At 36.0% G+C, this 21,099-nt stretch carries 21 protein-coding genes and 3 pseudogenes; 3 read left to right on the top strand and 21 right to left on the bottom strand.

Annotated elements, in window-relative coordinates; all coding sequences use genetic code 11:
- Nucleotides 1-12 precede the first annotated feature (12 nt).
- The 10 genes and pseudogenes from H3Z85_10025 to H3Z85_09980 form a co-directional block, all read right to left on the bottom strand.
- Complete coding sequence (locus tag H3Z85_10025) at nucleotides 13-1,602, bottom strand: NAD(P)/FAD-dependent oxidoreductase (protein QPQ53621.1); 1,590 nt, start codon at nucleotides 1,600-1,602, stop codon at nucleotides 13-15.
- Entirely contained in the window at nucleotides 1,577-3,091 is a 1,515-nt protein-coding gene (locus H3Z85_10020; GenBank protein ID QPQ53620.1) for a polyamine aminopropyltransferase, read from the bottom strand. Before H3Z85_10020 ends, H3Z85_10025 begins: the two co-directional genes overlap by 26 nt.
- Nucleotides 3,084-3,299, bottom strand: coding sequence for a DUF350 domain-containing protein (locus tag H3Z85_10015; GenBank protein QPQ53619.1), 216 nt, complete (start codon nucleotides 3,297-3,299; stop codon nucleotides 3,084-3,086). The genes H3Z85_10020 and H3Z85_10015 overlap by 8 nt, the downstream gene beginning before the upstream one ends.
- Nucleotides 3,300-3,316: 17 nt before the next feature.
- Nucleotides 3,317-3,508: a hypothetical protein gene (locus tag H3Z85_10010; GenBank protein ID QPQ53618.1), complete on the bottom strand. Its 192-nt coding sequence runs from the start codon at nucleotides 3,506-3,508 to the stop codon at nucleotides 3,317-3,319.
- Nucleotides 3,509-3,511: 3 nt separating this feature from the next.
- A complete protein-coding gene (locus tag H3Z85_10005) occupies nucleotides 3,512-3,757 on the bottom strand; it encodes a hypothetical protein (protein ID QPQ53617.1) in 246 nt (81 codons plus the stop codon).
- Nucleotides 3,724-4,974, bottom strand: coding sequence for a DUF4178 domain-containing protein (locus H3Z85_10000; GenBank protein QPQ53616.1), 1,251 nt, complete (start codon nucleotides 4,972-4,974; stop codon nucleotides 3,724-3,726). Before H3Z85_10000 ends, H3Z85_10005 begins: the two co-directional genes overlap by 34 nt.
- 2 nt (nucleotides 4,975-4,976) lie before the next feature.
- Nucleotides 4,977-5,336: an S-adenosylmethionine decarboxylase gene (locus H3Z85_09995; GenBank protein ID QPQ53615.1), complete on the bottom strand. Its 360-nt coding sequence runs from the start codon at nucleotides 5,334-5,336 to the stop codon at nucleotides 4,977-4,979.
- 21 nt (nucleotides 5,337-5,357) lie between these two features.
- Nucleotides 5,358-6,281, bottom strand: a complete 924-nt coding sequence (locus tag H3Z85_09990; protein QPQ53614.1) for an amidinotransferase — start codon at nucleotides 6,279-6,281, stop codon at nucleotides 5,358-5,360.
- Nucleotides 6,282-6,334: 53 nt separating this feature from the next.
- Nucleotides 6,335-6,657, bottom strand: a pseudogene (locus H3Z85_09985) (four helix bundle protein).
- Between the two features lie 132 nt (nucleotides 6,658-6,789).
- Nucleotides 6,790-7,704, bottom strand: coding sequence for an amidinotransferase (locus H3Z85_09980; protein QPQ53613.1), 915 nt, complete (start codon nucleotides 7,702-7,704; stop codon nucleotides 6,790-6,792).
- A 281-nt stretch (nucleotides 7,705-7,985) separates the two neighbouring features.
- On the opposite strand from H3Z85_09980, the gene H3Z85_09975 reads away from it, so the two are divergent.
- A complete protein-coding gene (locus H3Z85_09975) occupies nucleotides 7,986-8,153 on the top strand; it encodes a hypothetical protein (GenBank protein QPQ53612.1) in 168 nt (55 codons plus the stop codon).
- Between the two features lie 463 nt (nucleotides 8,154-8,616).
- On the top strand, nucleotides 8,617-8,781 hold the full coding sequence (locus tag H3Z85_09970; GenBank protein ID QPQ53611.1) for a hypothetical protein: 165 nt from the start codon (nucleotides 8,617-8,619) through the stop codon (nucleotides 8,779-8,781).
- 34 nt (nucleotides 8,782-8,815) lie between these two features.
- On the opposite strand, the gene H3Z85_09965 is transcribed toward H3Z85_09970, so the two are convergent.
- From H3Z85_09965 to H3Z85_09945, 5 genes and pseudogenes are all read right to left on the bottom strand, one after another.
- On the bottom strand, nucleotides 8,816-10,990 hold the full coding sequence (locus H3Z85_09965) for a TonB-dependent receptor (GenBank protein ID QPQ53610.1): 2,175 nt from the start codon (nucleotides 10,988-10,990) through the stop codon (nucleotides 8,816-8,818).
- Between the two features lie 80 nt (nucleotides 10,991-11,070).
- Complete coding sequence (locus H3Z85_09960; GenBank protein QPQ53609.1) at nucleotides 11,071-12,132, bottom strand: helix-turn-helix transcriptional regulator; 1,062 nt, start codon at nucleotides 12,130-12,132, stop codon at nucleotides 11,071-11,073.
- A 617-nt stretch (nucleotides 12,133-12,749) separates the two neighbouring features.
- A complete protein-coding gene (locus H3Z85_09955; protein QPQ53608.1) occupies nucleotides 12,750-14,036 on the bottom strand; it encodes a citrate synthase in 1,287 nt (428 codons plus the stop codon).
- Nucleotides 14,037-14,117: 81 nt separating this feature from the next.
- The gene (gene eno, locus H3Z85_09950; GenBank protein QPQ53607.1) at nucleotides 14,118-15,410 is read right to left on the bottom strand and encodes a phosphopyruvate hydratase; all 1,293 of its coding nucleotides are present in this window, start codon (nucleotides 15,408-15,410) and stop codon (nucleotides 14,118-14,120) included.
- A gap of 147 nt (nucleotides 15,411-15,557) precedes the next feature.
- A pseudogene (locus tag H3Z85_09945) lies at nucleotides 15,558-17,415 on the bottom strand (beta-galactosidase).
- An 80-nt stretch (nucleotides 17,416-17,495) separates the two neighbouring features.
- Between H3Z85_09945 and H3Z85_09940 the strand changes: the two are divergent.
- Nucleotides 17,496-17,914: pseudogene (locus H3Z85_09940) on the top strand (hypothetical protein).
- Between the two features lie 83 nt (nucleotides 17,915-17,997).
- Here the strand turns inward: H3Z85_09940 and rplQ are convergent.
- The 6 genes from rplQ to rpmJ are packed head-to-tail and all read right to left on the bottom strand — an operon-like array spanning nucleotide 17,998 to nucleotide 21,088.
- Nucleotides 17,998-18,519, bottom strand: coding sequence for a 50S ribosomal protein L17 (gene rplQ, locus H3Z85_09935; GenBank protein QPQ53606.1), 522 nt, complete (start codon nucleotides 18,517-18,519; stop codon nucleotides 17,998-18,000).
- Between the two features lie 6 nt (nucleotides 18,520-18,525).
- Nucleotides 18,526-19,521, bottom strand: coding sequence for a DNA-directed RNA polymerase subunit alpha (locus H3Z85_09930; protein ID QPQ53605.1), 996 nt, complete (start codon nucleotides 19,519-19,521; stop codon nucleotides 18,526-18,528).
- A gap of 33 nt (nucleotides 19,522-19,554) precedes the next feature.
- The gene (gene rpsD / locus H3Z85_09925; GenBank protein QPQ53604.1) at nucleotides 19,555-20,163 is read right to left on the bottom strand and encodes a 30S ribosomal protein S4; all 609 of its coding nucleotides are present in this window, start codon (nucleotides 20,161-20,163) and stop codon (nucleotides 19,555-19,557) included.
- Between the two features lie 19 nt (nucleotides 20,164-20,182).
- Nucleotides 20,183-20,572: a 30S ribosomal protein S11 gene (gene rpsK, locus H3Z85_09920; GenBank protein QPQ53603.1), complete on the bottom strand. Its 390-nt coding sequence runs from the start codon at nucleotides 20,570-20,572 to the stop codon at nucleotides 20,183-20,185.
- 12 nt (nucleotides 20,573-20,584) lie between these two features.
- Nucleotides 20,585-20,962, bottom strand: a complete 378-nt coding sequence (rpsM, locus tag H3Z85_09915; protein QPQ53602.1) for a 30S ribosomal protein S13 — start codon at nucleotides 20,960-20,962, stop codon at nucleotides 20,585-20,587.
- Between the two features lie 9 nt (nucleotides 20,963-20,971).
- Entirely contained in the window at nucleotides 20,972-21,088 is a 117-nt protein-coding gene (rpmJ, locus tag H3Z85_09910) for a 50S ribosomal protein L36 (protein ID QPQ53601.1), read from the bottom strand.
- Between the last annotated feature and the right edge of the window lie 11 nt (nucleotides 21,089-21,099).

Genomic DNA, 21,099 nt, shown 5'->3' with positions numbered 1-21,099 from the left:
TATCAATAAGTTTTACAACATCTCTTTTGCCGTTCGTATTCCCTGATAAAAAGCTTCTTCAAAAATAGAGATTCCTGAAAGATCGGAATGGGCAAAAAATACTTTACCGTCCATCCGTTCTTTAGCTGCTTGAGCTTCTTCTCCAAAGATCTGATTGGGAACAGGCGAAATCATAGCATGTCCTATTTTGTGAAATTGCATTTCCAGAATAAAATCTTCTATCAATGGATGCGCTTTCTTTAAGTCATTTAAAACTAAAGTTTTCATATCATCCTCCCTCATAGAATATAAGTGTTTACGGGCTTTTTTACAGTTATCAGTTGAAAAGCTTTTGTAATACGTAATCACTTTTTCACCGGTAATCTGATTGATATTTTGATGCTGATCATAAATATAACCTAATCCTGACGATCCATATATCACATTGTCCCATGCCAGCTCTTCATCTCCTCCAAATTCATTTTTGAGAGTAATGGTTGTCAGCAGCCATGGAACATATTGGAAGGACTCTGCTTTTTTGTGATTAAATATTCTTTCGTTGACAAATTGAGGAGTCGCAAACAGTACTTTTTCAGCAATAATTTTTTTTGTCTTCTGTTGAACACTATCAAAACATTGTACTTCTACCTTATCATCTATTTTAATATCAAAAACCAAATGCCCGGAAAGACTTTTCCCCTCAGCATATTTTGATAAATGTTTTGTCAGTCTTGCATTACCTTCCGGCCACGTAAATACTTTGTCTTTATAAATTTTGCTCCAGTTGTTCTTTCTTCCGGCAAAATAATGAATACCTGCCCAGGCAGAAACATAATCTATTCCCAATCCGTAATCATCTCTGCAGGAATAATCCAGCAACCAGAGAAGTTCTTCGGACTGATATTTATTTTCCTTCAGCCAGTCTTTAAAAAAGATTTTTTCCAGCTGTACCACCTCATCTCCTCTACTAGAATCATGAACAGGAATAGCAAACCAATATTTTCCGAGGTGATCTTTTTTTTGTTTAAAATTTTCCATCGTTTTAAAGAAACGCTCCATTTCCTTTTGTGTCGCCGATGAGATTCCTTTTTGAGGGACAATATCATTCTGCCAGGAATTTCTGAAAAACAATCTTTCCTGCTGTGGGAAGGTCATCTGATATTCATCCAGTATTGGTTCTCCGTTTTCATCATCGCCATAATATATCCCGCATTCTTTTAAAAAGTCAATAATCTCTTCATTTTCTTTATTGGGTAATGGAAGATAATGGGCTCCTAAGGGAAATTTTGAATATTTATTTTGTCCGTTTGATGAGTTTCCACCCAAATGATTTTCCATTTCCAACAGAAGAAAATCAGTTTCAAGATGCTGATGGAAAAATCTGGATGCCGCTAGTCCCGAAATACCACCACCCACGATAAGATATTTTTTGTGGATAACTTCTGAAACTTGTGGAAAATCTTTAGCCCACAAGCGATGACCAAGAACATGGCTGGTTCCTGTAATGGTAAGCATTATGGATTTTATCTTCTTCCCACAATATTGCAGAAAAGGAAGCATCAGAGTTCCCAATGCTATTGTTGTAAGAAAGTCTTTCCTACTGAACTTTTCCCCACTCTTCATCAAAATAGCGTACTAGTATCTGATTATCCAGACGATTCACTTCCACTCCAGAAGCTTTCATATCTTTACTAAAATAAGATAGCTGAGAAAAATTATAGTCATAATATTTAAGGTTGGAAAGTCTTCTGTAAATCTTATTATTAACAGGTTCAAAGGAAGCCATAGAAAAACCCCATTCTCCAAATGATGGCACATAGGTGTGATACGCCGAGGTAAAAGGATAAATCTGATTTATAGTTTTTTCAATACACCAGAAAGACTTTGCAGCAAAATAAGGTGAAGTTGTCTGAACTACAATTTTAGTTTCCGGAGTCGTCAGCCTTTCAAGCTCTTTATAAAACTGAAGTGAATAGAGTTTTCCTAAACTGTAGTTGGAAGGATCTGGGAAGTCTATGATAATGACATCGAATTTCTTTTTATTTTCCTTAACCCAAATATAGGCGTCTTTGTTGATGATCTCAACTTTAGGATTAGAAAAAGAATTTTGATTCAACTTTCTCATGGTCTCATTGTCTTTGAAAAATCTGGTCATATCAACATCAAGGTCAACAAGACTTATCTTTTTAACATCTTTATATTTGAGGATTTCACGAACAGCAAAACCATCTCCTCCACCTAATACCAGGATTTGATCGATATTTTTAGCCATAGACATGACAGGATGCACCAAAGCTTCATGATAGCGATATTCATCTGTGGAGGAAAACTGTAGATTATTATTCAAATACAATCGGAATTCTCGATTGTTCCTGGTTAAAACAATTCGTTGATAAGGTGAGCTTTTGGTAAAAACTACATTTTCCCCGTATAGTTTCTCCTCTGAATAAGACAGAATCTTATCCGAAAAAAGAAAAAGAGCTAGAAGAAAAATGAAAGCAGCAATAGCCTTTACTTTTAAAGAAATAGGTTTTGAGAGTTCTTTTTTAAGATAAAAACAGAGAAATATGGCTATGGAAATATTAATCAGCCCAAAGAACAGTGGTGTTTTTACAATCCCCAGATTAGGAATCAAAACCAACGGAAATAATATGGACGCAAGAAGTGCCCCGATATAATCAAATGCAAAAACATTTGAAACCAGATCTTTGAAGCCAATCCTATCTTTTAGAATATTCATCAGCAATGGAATCTCCACACCTACCAAACATCCTGTAAAGAAAACAAAAAGATAGAGAACAGCCTCAAAATGGGCCATTGCATTGAATAAAATGAATAGCACTACTGAGCTTATACCTCCTACAATTCCCACCAGAATTTCGATCTCAACAAATTTATCAATAAGATTTCCTTTTATAAATTTGGCAAGATAAGAACCTACGCCCATTGAAAACAGGTAAACCCCGATGATGAAAGAAAACTGTTTAACTGAGTCTCCCAATAGATAGCTCGCCAGCGCACCTGCCACCAACTCATAAATCAACCCGCAAGTAGCTATAACAAATACCGAAAACAATAAAAGCAGCTCAAAAGGGATTCTCCTTTTATCCATGAATTGCAGCGCTTATGATCATTGAAATTCCAATAATAAATGCTCCAAAGACAATTGCCAATGCTATATTTTTATTCTGGGCAATTTCATGCCATGTCTTCTCTGGTGTTAACCTTTCAATAGTGAAATAACAAATCAGCAAAATGGCGATTCCCAAAAATGAATAAAGAATCGAGTTAATTATAGGTAATACATTAATATTGTCCATAGTTTGTTTTTATATTTTTATTTGTGATAAAATCTGTAATATCCAGTTCTGGAATGGCTTTTTGTAGTACCATCCCGATAGCTTTCCGTTTTGATACAATCACAGAACTGATTTCCTGAAAATGTGAGATAGATAAACCAGATGAGAAAAGCTCCTCCCATAATAAACAGTTTCCAATTGTTTTTAATGTAATCAAGTATCTTTTCCATAGTCTATGTAGAGGGATAAGGTGAATTGGAACTATTTTTCCATTTGCTGGTTTCAAAAATATGCTGTCCCACATAGCTTAGAACAGTGAATACAATTAAACATGCCAGAACAATTCCAAAATTCCAGAAAGATACCGGCAACCAAGTCGCTTTGATACTTACTGAAGCATGTTCTTCATATTTTCCCGGATAGCCATAATCCGGAACCATATTGATCAGAATAGAATCAAGTTTTTTAACTTCCTGCAAGTTATTCTGTATACCTGTTCTTGTCTGTATTTCTTTTCTAAAGCATCCTTTTCCGGATAGGTAACAATTGTTTTATCTTTATCATTTTGTAAAAAGTAAGTCCCGGTTTCATTCTGGATTACTGAAAAATTTCCATTTTGTGGGCGATAACCGGATTTAAAAGGGTCTATGATTCCTCCTTCTTTTTCTGCAGAAACCAGAAAGTGATAATTTCCCGGGGGCACGCCACAAATATTAAAGGTTTCATTTTGGCTTCCTTCCGTCCAACTTTCACCATCTTCAAAACCTGAATATTTCTCAATATCTTTAGAGGCATATGTTACTTCGTTAGTTTTCTCATTGACAAGGCTTATAATTACACTTGCCCACGAGTTATCCACTGCTGAAAAAGTATTTATCTTTAGTGGAGCCGATCCACCTGAAAGATTAAAACTTTTGCTTACCATCTCTTTATCATTAACATCAACAAAGTTAATCGTCTCTTCAAAAATAGTATGATTACTTCTTGATGTCACTACATATAATTGTAATAAGCATATCAGAAGTGCTGTAATACTCATAATATTGATACATTGTCTTACATTATAAGGAAACGGCTGAACGATTCCCACTCCGGAACGGTATGGCAAAGCTTTTACATCAAAGGCCTTTTTGATCTCAGTTCTGGAAATATGATTTCCTTTGAAATATTGGGCTATATTCCCGGACTGTTCTATGGAAATCATTTCTGTACCGTTCACGTATTCTTTATATGTTGTAAGACCAAACTCAATTTTATCTTCAAAAAATCCGGTTGCTGCATAAGTAGTGCATGGAGTTGTTTCATACCATCTGTATTTTCTGCCTTCAAATTCAGCATGGAATTTAGATTCTTTGAAAGCAGTATCGAGTTGGTGAAGGAAAACCCAATGTCCGTCACTCTCACTAAGAAAGGCATCATTTCCATCTTTATCTTTTAATACATATTCTCTCCAAAAAGTATCTGAACCATATTTTTTGATGACAATACTGATTACCCAGTATTCAGTACCAAAAATTTCACCTTTGTCTCCAATTTCAAGAGCAACGTTTTCCACAGGTTTTTTAATATGTTTTTTCGGTGTAGACTTTCCTACTTCAATAAGGTTCTCACAATAACTACAAACAAATTCTTTAACCTCAAAATCAATGGCAAGATCATTATTGTTTGTATGACAAACGGGGCAAATATGATCCATACTTATCGATTAATTTTATGTTCCTGGATAGTAATTGCCTTGAAGTATTTTATTACGTCATCAGCAATCCGTTCAACTTTTGATGTGTTATCCTGAGTATAATTGCACAGAAAAACGTCAAAAGTCAGTTGTTTATATTCCGGCCATGTGTGAATGCACAGATGAGATTCTTTAAGGCATATGGCAGCCGTGAAACTTTGATTGTCAAAAATATGATTGGTAATTCCTACAATCTCCACGTCTTGAATTTTCAGAATTTCTTTAGTAAATTCCAGAAATTTACTGCAGTCTAATAACAAATCTTCTGACTCTGTTTCCAAAGTCAGAAGAATATGTAAACCTTTACTTGATAATGGTTTCAATTAATTTTTTTCGTAAATATATTATTTTTTTGGCAGAAACACTTCAGCAAGCATACATCTTGCACTTCCGCCTCCGTTTACTTCAATTGTGTTAAGATCTGAATAAATAATTTCGCAGTATTTTTCAACAGCTGCTACCTGTTCCTTCGTTAAGGACTGGTATGCCGTCTGGCTCATTACCAGGAATTTTTCGCCGTCTTTATTCTGAACCTGAAGCATATTTCCTGCAAACTGCTGCATCTGTTCTTCGGAGATTTCTATGATTTCTTTTCCTGAGTTTTTGATGGTTTCAATCACCTTCTCTCTTTCCAACTCATCATCAATACAGTCAAGGCAGATTACGACAAACTTGTCTGCGACACACATCATGACATTGGTGTGATAAATGGGAAGTCTTTCTGCTCCTACTGTCTGAAAAGAATGGAAAACGACCGGTGTAAAATTATATTTTGCACAGAATTCTCTGAATAAATTTTCGTCTAATCTCAGAGAAATTGAACCATATGCTATTTTGTTATCGTGATCGAAGATCATACTTCCCGTACCTTCAAGAAAATGCCCTTGGGTCTCAGGAAAGGACCAATCATCAATTTCAGCGACTTCAAACCCTTGTGCTTTGATGGTTTCAATAATATCATCCCTTCTTTCCACTCTCCTGTTGGAAGCAAACATCGGATATAAAACAACTTTTCCATCTTTGTGAAAGCTCACCCAGTTGTTGGGAAAAATAGAATCCGGAGTATGGGGATCTAATGTGTCTTTTATACTGATCACATTAATCCCTTTACTTCTCAGCTTTCCTACAAAAGTATTGAACTCTGCCAATGCCTTTGACTGAATATCTGAACCTGTCTGTTCAACCTGAAAATAATTATTTTCTGCAGTTTCTGCGTTGTAACCGAATGCTATCGGCTCTATCATTAATACGGTATCTGTTGTTTGCATTTTTATTTAGTTTGAGGGTGCTAGTATTTGAGAGTCTGAGATATGATTTACTATCAATTCTCGTCATCTTTTTTAATTGATGAGAATGAACACCATTTTTCTGACTGACCCGTCATATTTACTAACATTCCTATTATTTGATTATATTGTCTGTGTGAATCATTATATTGCTCTTCATTAATGTGACAGCAAGCATATGCAAATTGGAGCCATGTCTGAGTTTCTCTTGCTTCACCCTCTGAATCTTTTTCTCCAAGCTTCACTTATATTCGCCAAAACTGATCTTGATGATCTCCTGATCTGATCTGTTAAAGAGTATAATTCTACTTTTAAAGTGTATAATTCTACTTTGGGAAAAAATTGAGAGTTTATCAATTTGTTGTGCTGTTTCAAAAGACCTTTGATAGACTTTTAAATCCTGATGAAATTAAATTGTTGACATAATTTATCAGTTAATATTAGACAACTCCTTTCCCCCACTCTAAAACTCTTCGACACTCTAACTCAGCTACTCTCTCACCAGAGGCATTGTGGAACATCTCAGCAATCCTCCCATTTTAGAAATTTCTCTGTACGGGATTTCTTCAACGGTCATTCCCCACTCGTTTCTTAAATGGTTGTTCATTCTTGTAAATGCTTTGTCTGAAACAACTACTTCAGGGGAAATAGAGAAAATATTCGGGAACATTTCAAACATTTCTTCATCATTGATATGGAAACAGTTTTCTTCTCCGAAAATATCAATAATTAATCGGTAATCACTTTCATCAACAAATCCGTTTTTATAGATAATACATTTGTCTTCACCAACAGGATTGAAAGTACAGTCAAGATGAAGAATACCTTCAAAAGGAACTTTGTCATTCTTCTTTAGTTCAAGATCAATGATTCTTTTCTTGGGAAAATATTCTTTTAAAATTTCGATCGCATATTCGTTGGTTCTGGCCGTTTTATAGTTTCTGTAGTCTTCGCTGAAGCAAGTTCCTATAAAAAGAAAATCGTTCCATACAATGACATCTCCGCCTTCGATATGTGCTGTTTCCGGAAGATTGATAATTTTTCTCCAGGCCACTTTTTCAAAAACACTTTTGTATGCTTCCTGTTCGTCTGCTCTGTCGGCGATCACGTTGGAAATAATCATTTTATCATCAATAACGAAGGCTACATCTCTTGAAAAAACCTGATTGTAATCCTGGATAATACTTGGACGAAGCACTTCAACGTTATATTTTTTTAAAACTGCTTCAAAAGCATTCATCTCATTGATGATATCCGCTTCTTTAGGATAAATGTTGTGTTCGATTGAGTAATATGACTTGGCGTCATAACTTTCCTCTAGCGTGGGAACCGGTCCCAGTGAATTAGGCTGGCCTAGAACTACTGACTTCAGCCTCCCCGTTTCGTTTTTAATGTTTAGTTTCATAAAGATTTATGCAATACTACAAATATAAGTAAAGGTCTCTATCTATAAAACTTTTGGATTATTTTATGTATAAATTTGATGGGTAGCGGGCTTATCTTTTCATATTTTTTAACAAAATCAGTCACCAAAGGTTCCTAACCATCTATAACTAACTATATTTCATCTACGTAAGAATCCCGGATTTGCTGAAAAAGTAAAAACAACTTCCTACATTAGGGATATAATTCTCGAGAAATTATACTTCATAAAACTTTACTATTAACATCAAAAAAAACAAAGTCATGAACAAGAGAAATTATGTGCTGAAAAACGCACAAAAGCTGGGACGAGACCAGCAAAAAACAATCATCGGAGGTGAATTTATGCCTGGAACTAAAAAATGCTGCGAGTGGGATGATGCCACCGGAACATGTTTCCTCTGGATATGCGGCAGATGTAACTGCCCGTAACATGAAGTAAGCCGTTTCATTTATTATAACCCTTCTGAATTATCAAAGAAACACTCCCGAGTGTCGAGAATTCCTCTTGTTTTAACAATGAAGACAAAAAAATATTTTTACACATTTTCACAACTTACTATATTCCAGATGCATAATGATAAATTTTTCGTTTAAATTCAAAATAAATTCATAAATTAGGGATATAATTTTGCAAGATTATAAAATAATTAAACTAAACTATCAACATCAAAACAACAAAATCATGAACAAGAACAATTCTGTGCTAAAACACGCACAAAAATTAGAAAGAGAGCAACAAAAAAAATTAGTAGGCGGAATAGGAATCTCAGCAGGAAAAAGATGCTGTGAATGGGATCCTTCAGGAAAATGCCTTATCTATACCTGTGATAGATGTCAATGCCCATAAAAATATGACAACCTAACAATCTATTAACATCAAAAACAAAAAATCATGAACAAGAACAATCCGACGCTTAAAAATGCACAAAAATTAAGGAGAGAGCAACAAAAATCAATTACAGGAGGAAGCATAAACAGACCCCCTGATTACTGCTGCGAATGGAATGAAGATGGTAGCTGCAGAATCTGGACATGCGGAAACTGTGTTTGCCCATAAAATATTCAACCTGCTTTTTTAAGCAGGTTTTCTTTTATCTTGTCCTTTGTTCTTCTTCTGTCTTCTGAAATTCTTTTACCTGATATACAGAACTTCCAAAATGATAACTCAACGAAATAAATAGTCTACTGCTATCCCACCAATGCGTAAACTTATTATCCATAATCTGCTTATGCCTGAACTCCAGGCTTTGGTCATAAGAATCAAAGATGTTGTTATACCCAATTTTTGTATTAAGCTGATTATCTAACCATGATTTTTGAAGTGACAAGTCTACGGTGTACCGTGGCTTGATCATGTAGAGACTGTTCCCTGATTTTGATTCATAATTTGTGAACAGATTCACTGTATATCCTTTGGGCAAAGTAAAAACCTGGTTTAACCTTATGTCATAATTATAAATATCAAGTGCAAAGACGTCTCCCAGGTAGGGCCTGAATTCTTTATTGTAATATCCCGTAATCTGGGTAGTGAGATTCCACCATTTTGTCAGTTTCAACGGGAAAGTGGTTTCTAAAACAGCAAAATTCCTGTAAGGTAAATTGGTTCCCAGATATTCTAAAACATTTGTTTCGGGATTATAAATAGGATAACGCGTCATTACATCTTTCTCTTTTCCTATACTAAAACTTGTAATCCAGTTTTTATAGCGATAGGTTGCTTTGATCTGGCTGGTGAAAGAAGGTTGCAGATAGGGATTTCCTATCCAGTAGTTCAGAGGGCTAAAATAAAACCTGAACGGATTAAGCTGGGAGAAAATAGGTCTGGTCATTTTTCTGCTGTAAGAAAGGGAAATTTCACTGGATTTACTGAATGTATAATTCGCGCTAAAGGAAGGCAGCCATTCCAAGTAGTTTCGGGTAACAATAGAATCTACACTGACTGCATCAGAAATGCTGTTCGTATTCTCAAGTCTTAACCCTGCATTCATCTGAAGTGCCCCAAACTTTTGTCTATATGCTAAATAACCAGCCAATATTTTCTCTTTATAGGAAAATACATTACTCCTGTCGGGGTCGAATACAAACTGTCCTCCGGCAGATAAAGTATCATATCTGATATTGTTGCTGGTATCTGAATAGCTGTACTTAATTCCCATTTCAATGTCTGCATTTCCTATTTTTTGAGATGCATCCATCTGTGTGGTGTAGATATCTATCTTATTAACGAGGTCAGACTTCCAATATGATAAAAGATCAGATGTAGGTTGATCTCTGTTGATAAAGTCATCTTTCTGTTTGTTTTTAACTGCAAGATAGTTTCCGAGAAAATTAATTGTTAATCCCTTGTTTTGAAAAGAATAATCGGCTGTAATACCATAATTATTCTGTACATAGTCTGAAGGGTTTTCACTTGTAGTATGAAAAACCAATTGAGTTTCATTTTTGTCAGTAGTGTATAATGATCCGGAACGAAGACGATCATTATCCCAAAAATTGCCTCTTACATTGATCCCCAATCTCTTATTATCATTTAATGTGAAATCTGCACCTACCAAAACATTATACACACCGGCATTTTCTTTTTGTTTTGTATTTGTGCGCATCACATCGGTATTTGCTAATCGTTGTAAAGCATTATAACGGTAGTTAGAAATGCCATCATTATAGCTGGTCTGCATCGTAAAAACAGCCTTTGAGATATTATAGGAAAGGTTTAAAGTATTTTCTCTGTAATTGAATTTATTGATATATATATTTCCATTATAATTTCCCTTCCATCCGAGATGGATATTCTTTTTTAATTTAATATCAATGATTCCTTTAAATTCCGCATCATATTTTGAGGAAGGATTGGTATTAACTTCTATTGATTCTACCACCTCAGGTGTTAAAGACCGTAGATAAGCCTGCAGTTCCTGAGTACTCATGACCACAGGTTTACCATCGATAAAAATAGCAGGAGTTACCCTGCCTCCGATAAAAATGCCCTCTTCCTGGTCTACGGTTACTCCCGGCGTTTTTCTCAACACTTCAAGAAGATTTGTTGAAGTCTTAAAGTCTTTATTGCCGGAAACTGCTACGACCGTATTTCCATCACTAAGCTTTATACTCCTCGGAGCAGATTTTATAATAACCTCTGCGATGTTCGCTGTTGAAGACTTTGATTCAGTGAGGGAGTCCGAAGCTTTTTCTTTTACAATCTCCTGTGCCTTTCCAAAAATGGTTAAAAAGAGCAGGAATAAAAGAAACCATAATTTGATCATCATAAACTTTATATTTTATGAAGTCAAAAGTATCGGCCTGGGGTAAGAATGCGGTTTTAAAGTTTAAATTCCGCAGTACTGAATTATAAATTTGAACTCTGGAATTGTTGTTCAACGGGTATTTGCGATTGTTTATATAAAAGAGGGGTTGTATTTTTAATTTTCTTAAATGTTGAGAAAAATGTAGATTTTGAATTAAATCCGACCTCATAGCCAATCTCTTCAATCTTCAGGTACGAACCTCTTTCAATCATTTTGCAGGCTTCATCAATTCTGTATTCATTGATGTAGATGGAAAAACTTTTCTCAAGGTTGTCATTCAATAGTTGAGAAAGCTGATGGGAAGACATACTCATCATAGATGCCAGATCACTTAATTTTAGATTTGGATTTTTATAGAGTTCTTCGGAATGCATGAGCCGCTCCAGTTTTGAAGTAAAATTATTCGCCTGTTCGTCCGGTATTTTTTTATTGGAATACTTATGAGGCTCTCTTGTCGATATCTGCTGATATTTTTTATTGAATAAAATAAGGAAGTTGGCATACAGCACAAAAGAAAAAACCAGACTTCCTCCTGCACAATAGATTTGTACCCAACCTGTAGAGATCAGCTGATAGGTTAAAAAGATAATGACATTACTGAGTAAAACAGGGAAAACAAACTGGTTGTTGTTTTTGTTCTTTTGTCGGGAAGAAATATAAAACTGATAGACCGCCAACACTATAAATACAGACCAGACCGTATAAGTAAATGTACCGAAATAATGATCCCAGGTTACCGGGAAAAACAGATAAAGCAGCCCCACAGCTCCTAAAATAAGGGTTAATAGCCCAAACATCCTCCGACACATTCTTTGATCAAATTCTTCCCGCTGAAAAGAAGACTTAATGTAATAATAGAGAGCCGGGCCTGTAAAAAATAATGCAGATAATCCAAGGTGGGGAATAATTCTCGGTAAGTCAGGATAGAAATAAATACTTACTGAAATCCCAACTCTGATACTTAGCATCAGTAAAAGAAGGCCGAGAAAAAAATCAGGCAGGTATTTTAGTTTTTTAATATACAACAGATAAATCCCCAGCAAAAACCCATTGAAAGCTCCTACTGCACTGAAGAAAAATAACATCTGCTGTCCGAAAGTCATGTTCTATTAATTTTTATTTTTTGTATACAAATGGGCTCACAAAACGCATTAATCTCTGGTCATCATAAAAGATTTACATGTATTTTGTCAATAAGCATCAACTTTTTGATGTCGTATCTGTTGAAAGTAAATTTAATAATTTATTGGATTGAATTTCAGGAATATGTAGGTTTTTTTATAGAAATCTATTGATATTTTTATAGGTTTCCGCTAAAGCCGATGGGCAGGGATTTATTTGTTAAACAGGCTAAAGCCCGTTTCTATTGGATGACAAGGTTTATGGAGCATACGAGGTAAGTGTTTGTATGAATAAGAAATTGATAGTATTTTTTCCCACAGATTCCTCAGATCTTCACAGGTGTTGGTTTGTTTCTTCGGGACCTTTATCAACAGAATACATGACATTAAAAATAAGACTAATATTGTCTATCATTACTCATATCATAGCCCTGATAGGAACGGTTACCCCGCAGCATGCAATGGAGCTTAACAGGCCTTGAACGCCGGGCTGGCACCGGTGCGAGGAGTATGAGTGGATAGCAGGAAACAGCTCCTGAATATTAGAAACAAAAAATCCCAAAGCAAGCCTTGGGATTTTGATATGGTATAAGCAAATATTATCTGCTTGCGATATCGATGTAGTTTCTTTCCTGAGCACCTTGGTACACCTGTCTTGGTCTTCCGATAGGGTCTCCTTTCAGTCTCATTTCTTTCCACTGAGAGATCCATCCCGGTAGTCTTCCCAAAGCAAACATTACGGTGAACATTTCTGTAGGAATTCCTAATGCTCTGTAGATAATACCAGAGTAGAAGTCTACGTTAGGATATAGTTTTCTTTCTACGAAGTACTCATCTTCAAGTGCTACTCTTTCTAACTGCATGGCAATATCAAGAGCTTTGTCCTGGATACCTAAAGCTTTAAGGATATCATCAGCAGCTTTCTTGATGATTTTTGCTCTTGGGTCGAAGTTTTTGTACACTCTGTGTCCGAATCCCATTAGACGGAAGCTATCTCCTTTATCTTTTGCTTTAGCAACATATTTAGATACGTCACCACCATCTTTTTCGATAAGCTCAAGCATTTCGATAACAGCCTGGTTTGCACCACCGTGAAGTGGGCCCCAAAGTGCAGATACCCCGGCAGAGATAGAAGCGAAAAGGCCTGTGTGAGCAGAACCTACCATTCTTACTGTAGAAGTAGAACAGTTTTGCTCGTGATCAGCGTGAAGGATTAATAATTTATCTAGAGCATTTACAACTACCGGATCGATTTCGAAATCTGCATTTGGTAATCTGAATGCCATTTTGTAGAAGTTTTCTACATAGTTTAAGTTGTTATCTCCGTGGTTTAAAGGTAAACCTTGAGTTTTTCTGTACGTCCATGCACAAAGGTGGGAGAATTTAGCGATCATTAGCTCAGCAGCATGATCCATTTCTTCTTTAGAGTTTACGTTAACTGCTTTTGGGTTGAAAGCCGTTAATGCAGAGGTCATAGAAGAAAGAACTCCCATAGGGTGAGCAGAACGAGGAAAAACATCAATGATCTTTTTCATCTCATCTGCGATGAAGTTATATTTTTTAATATTGTTTTCGAAAGAAGTAAATTGGTCCTGAGTAGGTAATTCTCCATGTAATAAAAGGTACATTACTTCTGTAAAGTTAGATTTTTCCGCGATCTGCTCGATTGGATAACCTCTGTAGAATAATTCCCCTTTATCTCCGTCTAAGTAAGTGATGTCGCTAATGGTAGCTCCTGTATTTTTGTAACCTAAATCCAGAGTGATTAAACCTGTCTGGTCTCTTAATTTTGAAATATCAATCCCTCTGTCTCCGATAGTACTATCCACGATAGGATATTCATATGAATTACCGTCGTAATTCAATATTACTTTGTTGTCTGACATTATTTATTTTTTTTTAAATATACTACTTTCCATAAAATACGGCAAACAAAAATTATCGCTTGCCGTTATTTATAAATTCGATTATCTTTTGATTTTAAATGCTTCCAGTCCTGGGAAAATAGCAGTTTCACCTAACGCTTCTTCGATTCTTAAAAGCTGGTTGTATTTTGCCATTCTGTCTGATCTTGAAGCTGAACCTGTTTTGATCTGTCCGCAGTTCATGGCCACTGCCAGATCAGCAATCGTAGCATCTTCAGTTTCTCCTGATCTGTGAGACATTACCGAAGTGAATTTGTTGTTCTGGGCCATTTGTACAGCAGCCATAGTTTCGGAAAGGGAACCGATCTGGTTTACTTTTACTAGGATTGAGTTGGCAATTCCTTCTTGTACTCCTCTCGACAGTCTGTCTACGTTGGTTACAAATAAATCATCACCTACCAGTTGTACTCTGTCACCGATTTTATCAGTTAACATTTTCCAACCTTCCCAGTCATCTTCCTGCATACCGTCTTCGATAGAAATAATAGGATATTTAGCTGCCAGCTCAGCAAGGTAAGACACCTGCTCTTCTCTTGATCTGTGAGCTCCTTTGTCGCCTTCGAATTTTCTGTAATCGTAAGTTCCGTCTTTATAGAATTCTGAAGCTGCACAGTCTAATGCCAGCATGATATCGTCACCAGGCTTATAACCGGCTTTTTCGATTGCCTGAAGCAGAGTATCCAGAGCGTCTTCAGTTCCGTTGAAAGTTGGTGCAAAACCACCTTCGTCCCCTACTGCAGTAGAAAGGCCTCTTCCTTTTAGAATAGATTTTAAGTTGTGGAAAATTTCAGTTCCTTTTCTCAATGCATGAGAGAAAGAATCTGCTTTTACCGGCATAATCATAAATTCCTGGAATGCAATTGGAGCATCAGAGTGAGATCCCCCGTTGATTACATTCATCATTGGAACAGGAAGTGTGTTAGCATTTACGCCTCCTACATATTTATATAAAGGCATTCCCAGCTCTGCAGCGGCAGCTTTTGCTACGGCAAGAGAAACACCTAAAATGGCATTCGCCCCAAGATTTCCTTTGTTTGGTGTACCGTCAAGATCAATCATAATGTGATCGATATAGTTTTGTTCAAAAACCGGTTGTCCTACTAAATTCTCTGCAATTACTTCTTTTACATTTTCAACAGCTTTCAGAACTCCTTTTCCCTGGTATTCTGAACCTCCGTCACGTAATTCCACCGCTTCGTGTTCTCCTGTAGATGCTCCTGAAGGTACAGCAGCACGGCCCATTGCTCCGTTTTCTGTAAATACGTCTACTTCAATGGTAGGATTACCTCTGGAATCCAAAATCTGTCTTGCTTCTATATAAGAAATTGCACTCATTTTTTATTTTTTTTAGTTTATACAAATTTAGCTAAAATTAAACTTTTCAAGGGTATTTCATGAATATCTTTTTGCAACAATTGCAAGTTAAAATTTAGTTAATAAGCAGGCTGACATCTTATTTAAATCATAGTAAATTTTAAAAAATCATTTTTTGACAAGCTGATCCAATATCGGATGATCAATGGAATGAATTGTATTTTGATTTTCATAAAGCTGTTCGAAAATCTGAATTGTATTTTTTCCCTTTTTCAGCCATACACCGGGAACATATAAAGTGAGCTGCGGTCCTACTTTGCTCCAATACCTTCCGATATTCTTTCCGTTAATAAAAACAATGCCCTTACCAAATTTTCTCATATCAAGGAACGTATCTCCGATTTCTTTAAGGGTAAATTCTCCTTCCAGAATCGCGGGCGAATGGTCCGCGATATTATTTGAATGATCCTGTTGTACTGGAAATGTATCAAAAGGCAATGGAAACATTTGCCAATCCCCCGAAATATCGGTTCCGTTTATTTTTACCGGGCTTATCATTCCTTTTATATTGTGGACAATCTCAGCTCCATAATTAATTCTCCCCATATTTTCCAGAACAATATCCAACTGATCGCCTGTTTTAAGATCTATTTCAAGATCATATTTTTTATCAACCCTGTTCAGCTCTCCTTTCCAGACTTTATTTACATATATATTAGCATAGTCTCTGAGTCCTTTTATTTCAAGAATTCCTTTCCAGGCTTTGTCAAATTTTCTTCGGTATACCATATAACCATTTCCAAAATTAAGGTCTTCAAATGTCTGGGGCTGATCACTGATTACCGGCTTAGTATGCGTAAGCAAATCAAAAGGCCGGTTTTCCTTGAAATTTTTATATCCGGTATCGAGATTAATTTTACCTGTTCAGGAACTTCAGGCAGTGTATTATTACTTAACTTCGAAAAGATATTCCTTAAGGCTTTATACTTTGGAGTGGCCCATCCTGACTCGCTGATGGGTGCATCATAATCATAGCTCGTGATATCGGGCTGAATGTCATGGTTCTTATCATAATTGGCTCCGCTTGTAAATCCGAAATTAGTTCCGCCATGGATCATGTAATAGTTAAAAGAAACTCCATTTTTGATGTACAGTTCCGTTTGTTTCACTACTTCTTCTGTAGAAACTTTCACAAAAGGCTCAGCCCAATGATCGAGCCATCCCGGATAATATTCTGCAACCATATAGGGTCCCTTTCCTCCATGATATTCATCAATACTTTTCTTTAAGGCCTCTATATCACTTTCACCGTTTGCTGTAGGCAGTGCGCCTTCAATAGATCCTCCCTTAAAAGGGAGCTTCCATCTGATGTAAAAAGCGGGACAGAAATTCCGGCTTTTATAAGCATATCTTTTATTTTATGGCTGTATTTCCTATGTTCGTCTAAAGGAATATCTTTTCTTTGGGCCACATAAGATCCGAATTCATTTTCTGCCTGAACCATAATTACCGGTCCGCCTTTATCAATTTGTAACGGAACGATCTGACGGGCCAGCTGCTGAATATACTTTTCACATTCATCTAAAAAGGCTTTATTGTCCCTTCTAATTTCCAGGTTTCTATTTTTTTGCAACCACCAGGGATAGCCACCGAATTCCCATTCTGCACAAACATAGGGGCCGGGACGGATAATCACATATAGCCCTACTTCCTGGGCGGTTTTTATAAATTTCTTCAAATCTTTTTCGCCGGAAAAGTTCCACTTTCCGGGAGCCTCTTCATGATAATTCCAAAAGACATAAGTCGTCACGGTATTTAGTCCCATGGCTTTCATCATTTGCAACCTGTGTTTCCAATATTCGGAAGGAACTCTCGGATAATGCATTTCTCCGGAATAAATGGTAAAAGGTTTCTCATTTAATAAAAAATTACCATTTTTGATTTGAAAATTTCCTTGCTGAGAAAACATCAAATTAAACGAGGAAATAAAAAGAATTATGTACAAATATCTGCTGAAATTTTTCATATTGTAAGGCATGATTTTTGTAAAATTAAAGAATAAAAATTATATTGAATATCAAATAAAATAATCATGAAAAAAGTCTCCTGGCACTTGGTGCAATACTTACATTATCTGTGATCAGCTGTAAAAAAACTGAAAGCGGAAATACAGGTATTATAAAAACAGACAGTTCAGAAACAGTTGTCACTGATCACAACGGAAAAATTGATTCTGCCACTGAAAGCTCAACTATAGTAGATGTCAATGGTAAAAGATATGAAAAAACAGATTTCGTTTATAAAGCAACGGACGGTACATTGGTAAAAGTAATTTTCAAAAATGATCCGAAGGAAAGCACGGTAGCTATTACCAGCAATAAAAAAACATTTACGCTGCCGAAAACAGAAACGAAGGGTGGTGAAACGATCTATAAAAAGATGATATGACTGCAAGAGTGAAGGGAGACAGCCTTCATCTGGAGCAAGGGAATAATATTATTGAGTTGAAGAGAACAAAGATTTAAACGGTATCTGAGAACGTACAAGATGCACAATAAAAAAAACCATCCGAAGTTCGGATGGTTTTCTATTTATATCTGAATGAATATTATTCTTCAGTTTTTTCTTCAGTAGTATCAGCTTTAGCTTCTTCTACTTTTTCTTCTACTGCAGGAGCTTCAGCAACTACAGCTTCAGCTTTTTTAGGTGCAGCAGTTGATCTTCTGCTTCTTCTTGTAGCTTTTTTCTCCTCAGCATTCGGGTTGTAAAGCTCGTTGAAATCTACCAATTCGATAAGAGCAGTATCAGCAGCATCACCTGGTCTGAAACCTGTCTTAATGATTCTTGTATAACCACCGTTTCTTTCAGCGATTTTAGGAGCTACAGTTCTGAATAATTCAGCAACCGCAAATTTATTTTGAAGGTAAGAGAATACTACTCTTCTATTGTGTGTAGTATCTTCTTTTGCTTTTGTTAATAGAGGCTCAACATATACTCTTAAAGCTTTAGCTTTAGCTACAGTAGTGTTGATTCTTTTATGCTCAATTAGAGAACAAGCCATATTAGAAAGTAAAGCACTTCTGTGAGAAGCTGTTCTTCCTAAGTGATTGAATTTTTTACCGTGTCTCATTATTAATTATTTATCAGCGTCTAACTTATATTTTGCAACGTCGAAACCGAAGTTAAGACCTTTTGAATGCACTAATTCTTCTAGTTCTGTCAAAGATTTTTTACCAAAATTTCTGAATTTCATCAAATCAGACTTACTGTAAGAAACCAATTCTCCAAGAGTTTCTACTTCAGCTGCTTTCAGACAGTTAAGGGCTCTTACAGAAAGATCCATATCTGCTAATTTAGACTTAAGCAATTGTCTTGTATGAAGAGTTTCCTCGTCATATTGGATAGATGCTTTTACGGCTTCAGTTTCAAGTGTGATTCTCTCATCAGAGAACAACATGAAGTGATAGATTAATATCTTAGAAGCTTCAGTTAAAGCATTCTGAGGGCTGATAGACCCGTCAGTTTCTATATCTAATACAAGTTTTTCGTAGTCTGTTTTTTGCTCTACACGATAATTTTCAATGCTGTATTGTACTTTCTTGATCGGCGTGAAAATAGAGTCAATAGCAATAGTACCTACAGGAGCATTGTTTGACTTATTTTGTTCTGAAGGAACATATCCTCTACCTTTTTCAATATTGAAAGTAATTTCGAAAGTTACATCACTGTTTAGGTTACAAATCACTAAATCCGGGTTTAGTACCTCGAATCCGTTGATCGACTTTCCTAAATCTCCAGCAGTAATAATCGTTTGACCTGAAACTTTAGCAACAACCTGCTCGTTAGCCTGGCCTTCTGCTGCAGCTTTTAATCTAACCTGCTTTAGGTTAAGAATAATTTCGGTAACGTCTTCGATTACTCCTGGAATGGTTGAAAATTCGTGCTCTACACCTTCTATTTTGATAGATGAAATAGCATATCCTTCCAGAGAAGAAAGCAACACTCTTCTCAAAGCATTACCGATTGTAAGCCCGAAACCTGGTTCTAAAGGTCTGAATTCAAATTGACCTTTAAATTCATCAGAGTTAAGTAAAATTACTTTATCGGGTTTTATGAATTGTAAAATTGCCATATTATTGGGTTGAGCAAAAATTTGATTAAAAAATTATTTAGAGTAAAGTTCGACGATAAGGTTCTCCTTGATATCCTCCGGAATTTGGATTCTTTCAGGAGCAGAAACGAAAGTTCCTTCTTTTTTCTCATCGTTGAATTGTAACCACTCATAGTTTGACTTAGAAGCCAATGCATTGGTAACAACATCAAGAGACTTAGACTTTTCTCTTACAGCGATTACATCACCAGCTTTTACCAAGTAAGAAGGGATATTAAGGATTTCTCCGTTCACAGTGATGTGTCTGTGAGAAACTAATTGTCTAGCTCCAGATCTTGTTTTAGCAAAACCTAATCTGTATACTACGTTATCCAATCTTGATTCACAAAGTTGTAATAGTACTTCCCCTGTTACACCTTTACTTCTGTGTGCTTTTTCAAATAGGTTAGCAAACTGTCTTTCTAAAATACCGTAAGTATATTTAGCTTTTTGTTTTTCAGCTAACTGAACTGCATATTCTGATTTTTTAGCACCTCTTCTTTTGTTAGGACCGTGTTGTCCTGGCGGTTGGTTCTTTCTTTTTTCGAAGTTTTTATCATCTCCGTAGATTGCAGCACCAAACTTTCTAGCAATCTTAGTTTTAGGTCCAATATATCTTGCCATAATGGGTAAATTCTAAAAATTAAACTCTTCTTCTTTTTGGTGGTCTACATCCATTGTGCGGCATTGGAGTCACATCAATGATTTCGCTAACTTCAATTCCTGAATTGTGGATAGATCTGATAGCAGATTCTCTACCTGCTCCAGGACCTTTCACAAACACCTTTACTCTTCTTAATCCAGCTTCATGCGCTACAGCAGAGCAATTTTCAGCTGCCATTTGAGCAGCAAAAGGAGTGTTCTTTTTAGAACCTCTGAATCCCATTTTACCGGCAGATGCCCAAGAGATAACCTCTCCGTTTTTATTTGTTAAAGAAATGATGATGTTATTGAAAGAAGCTTGAATATGTGCTTCACCAATAGCTTCAACTTTTACTTTTCTTTTTTTAACTACTTTACTTTGTTTTGCCATAATTCCTAACGATTATTTACTTGCCTTTTTCTTGTTAGCAACTGTTTTTCTCTTTCCTTTACGGGTTCTAGAGTTGTTTTTCGTTCTCTGGCCTCTTAAAGGTAATCCTAGTCTGTGACGTATTCCTCGTTGGCATCCTATGTCCATCAATCTCTTGATGTTCAATTGCACTTCAGATCTTAATTCTCCTTCTACTTTAACGTTTTCAGAGATATATGTTCTGATTGCAGCCAATTCATCGTCATTCCATTCGTTGACTTTCTTGTCTTCGCTGATACCGGCAGCTTTAAGGATTTCAGAAGAAGTACTTCTTCCTACTCCATAGATGTAAGTTAAACCGATAACACCTCTTTTGTTTTTTGGTAAATCAATACCTGCAATTCTCGCCATAATTTAATGTTAGCCTTGTCTTTGTTTAAATTTTGGGTTCTTCTTGTTGATTACAAATAGGACACCTTTTCTGCGTACAATCTTGCAATCAGCGCTTCTTTTTTTAATTGATGCTCTTACTTTCATTTTGATAGTAT

Origin of the sequence: Chryseobacterium indologenes (assembly GCA_016025055.1) — a bacterium.
Taxonomy (GTDB): Bacteria; Bacteroidota; Bacteroidia; order Flavobacteriales; family Weeksellaceae; genus Chryseobacterium; species Chryseobacterium indologenes.
The sequence above is the reverse complement of the archived record's forward strand: the minus strand, read 5'-3'. Positions and strand labels throughout refer to the sequence as shown.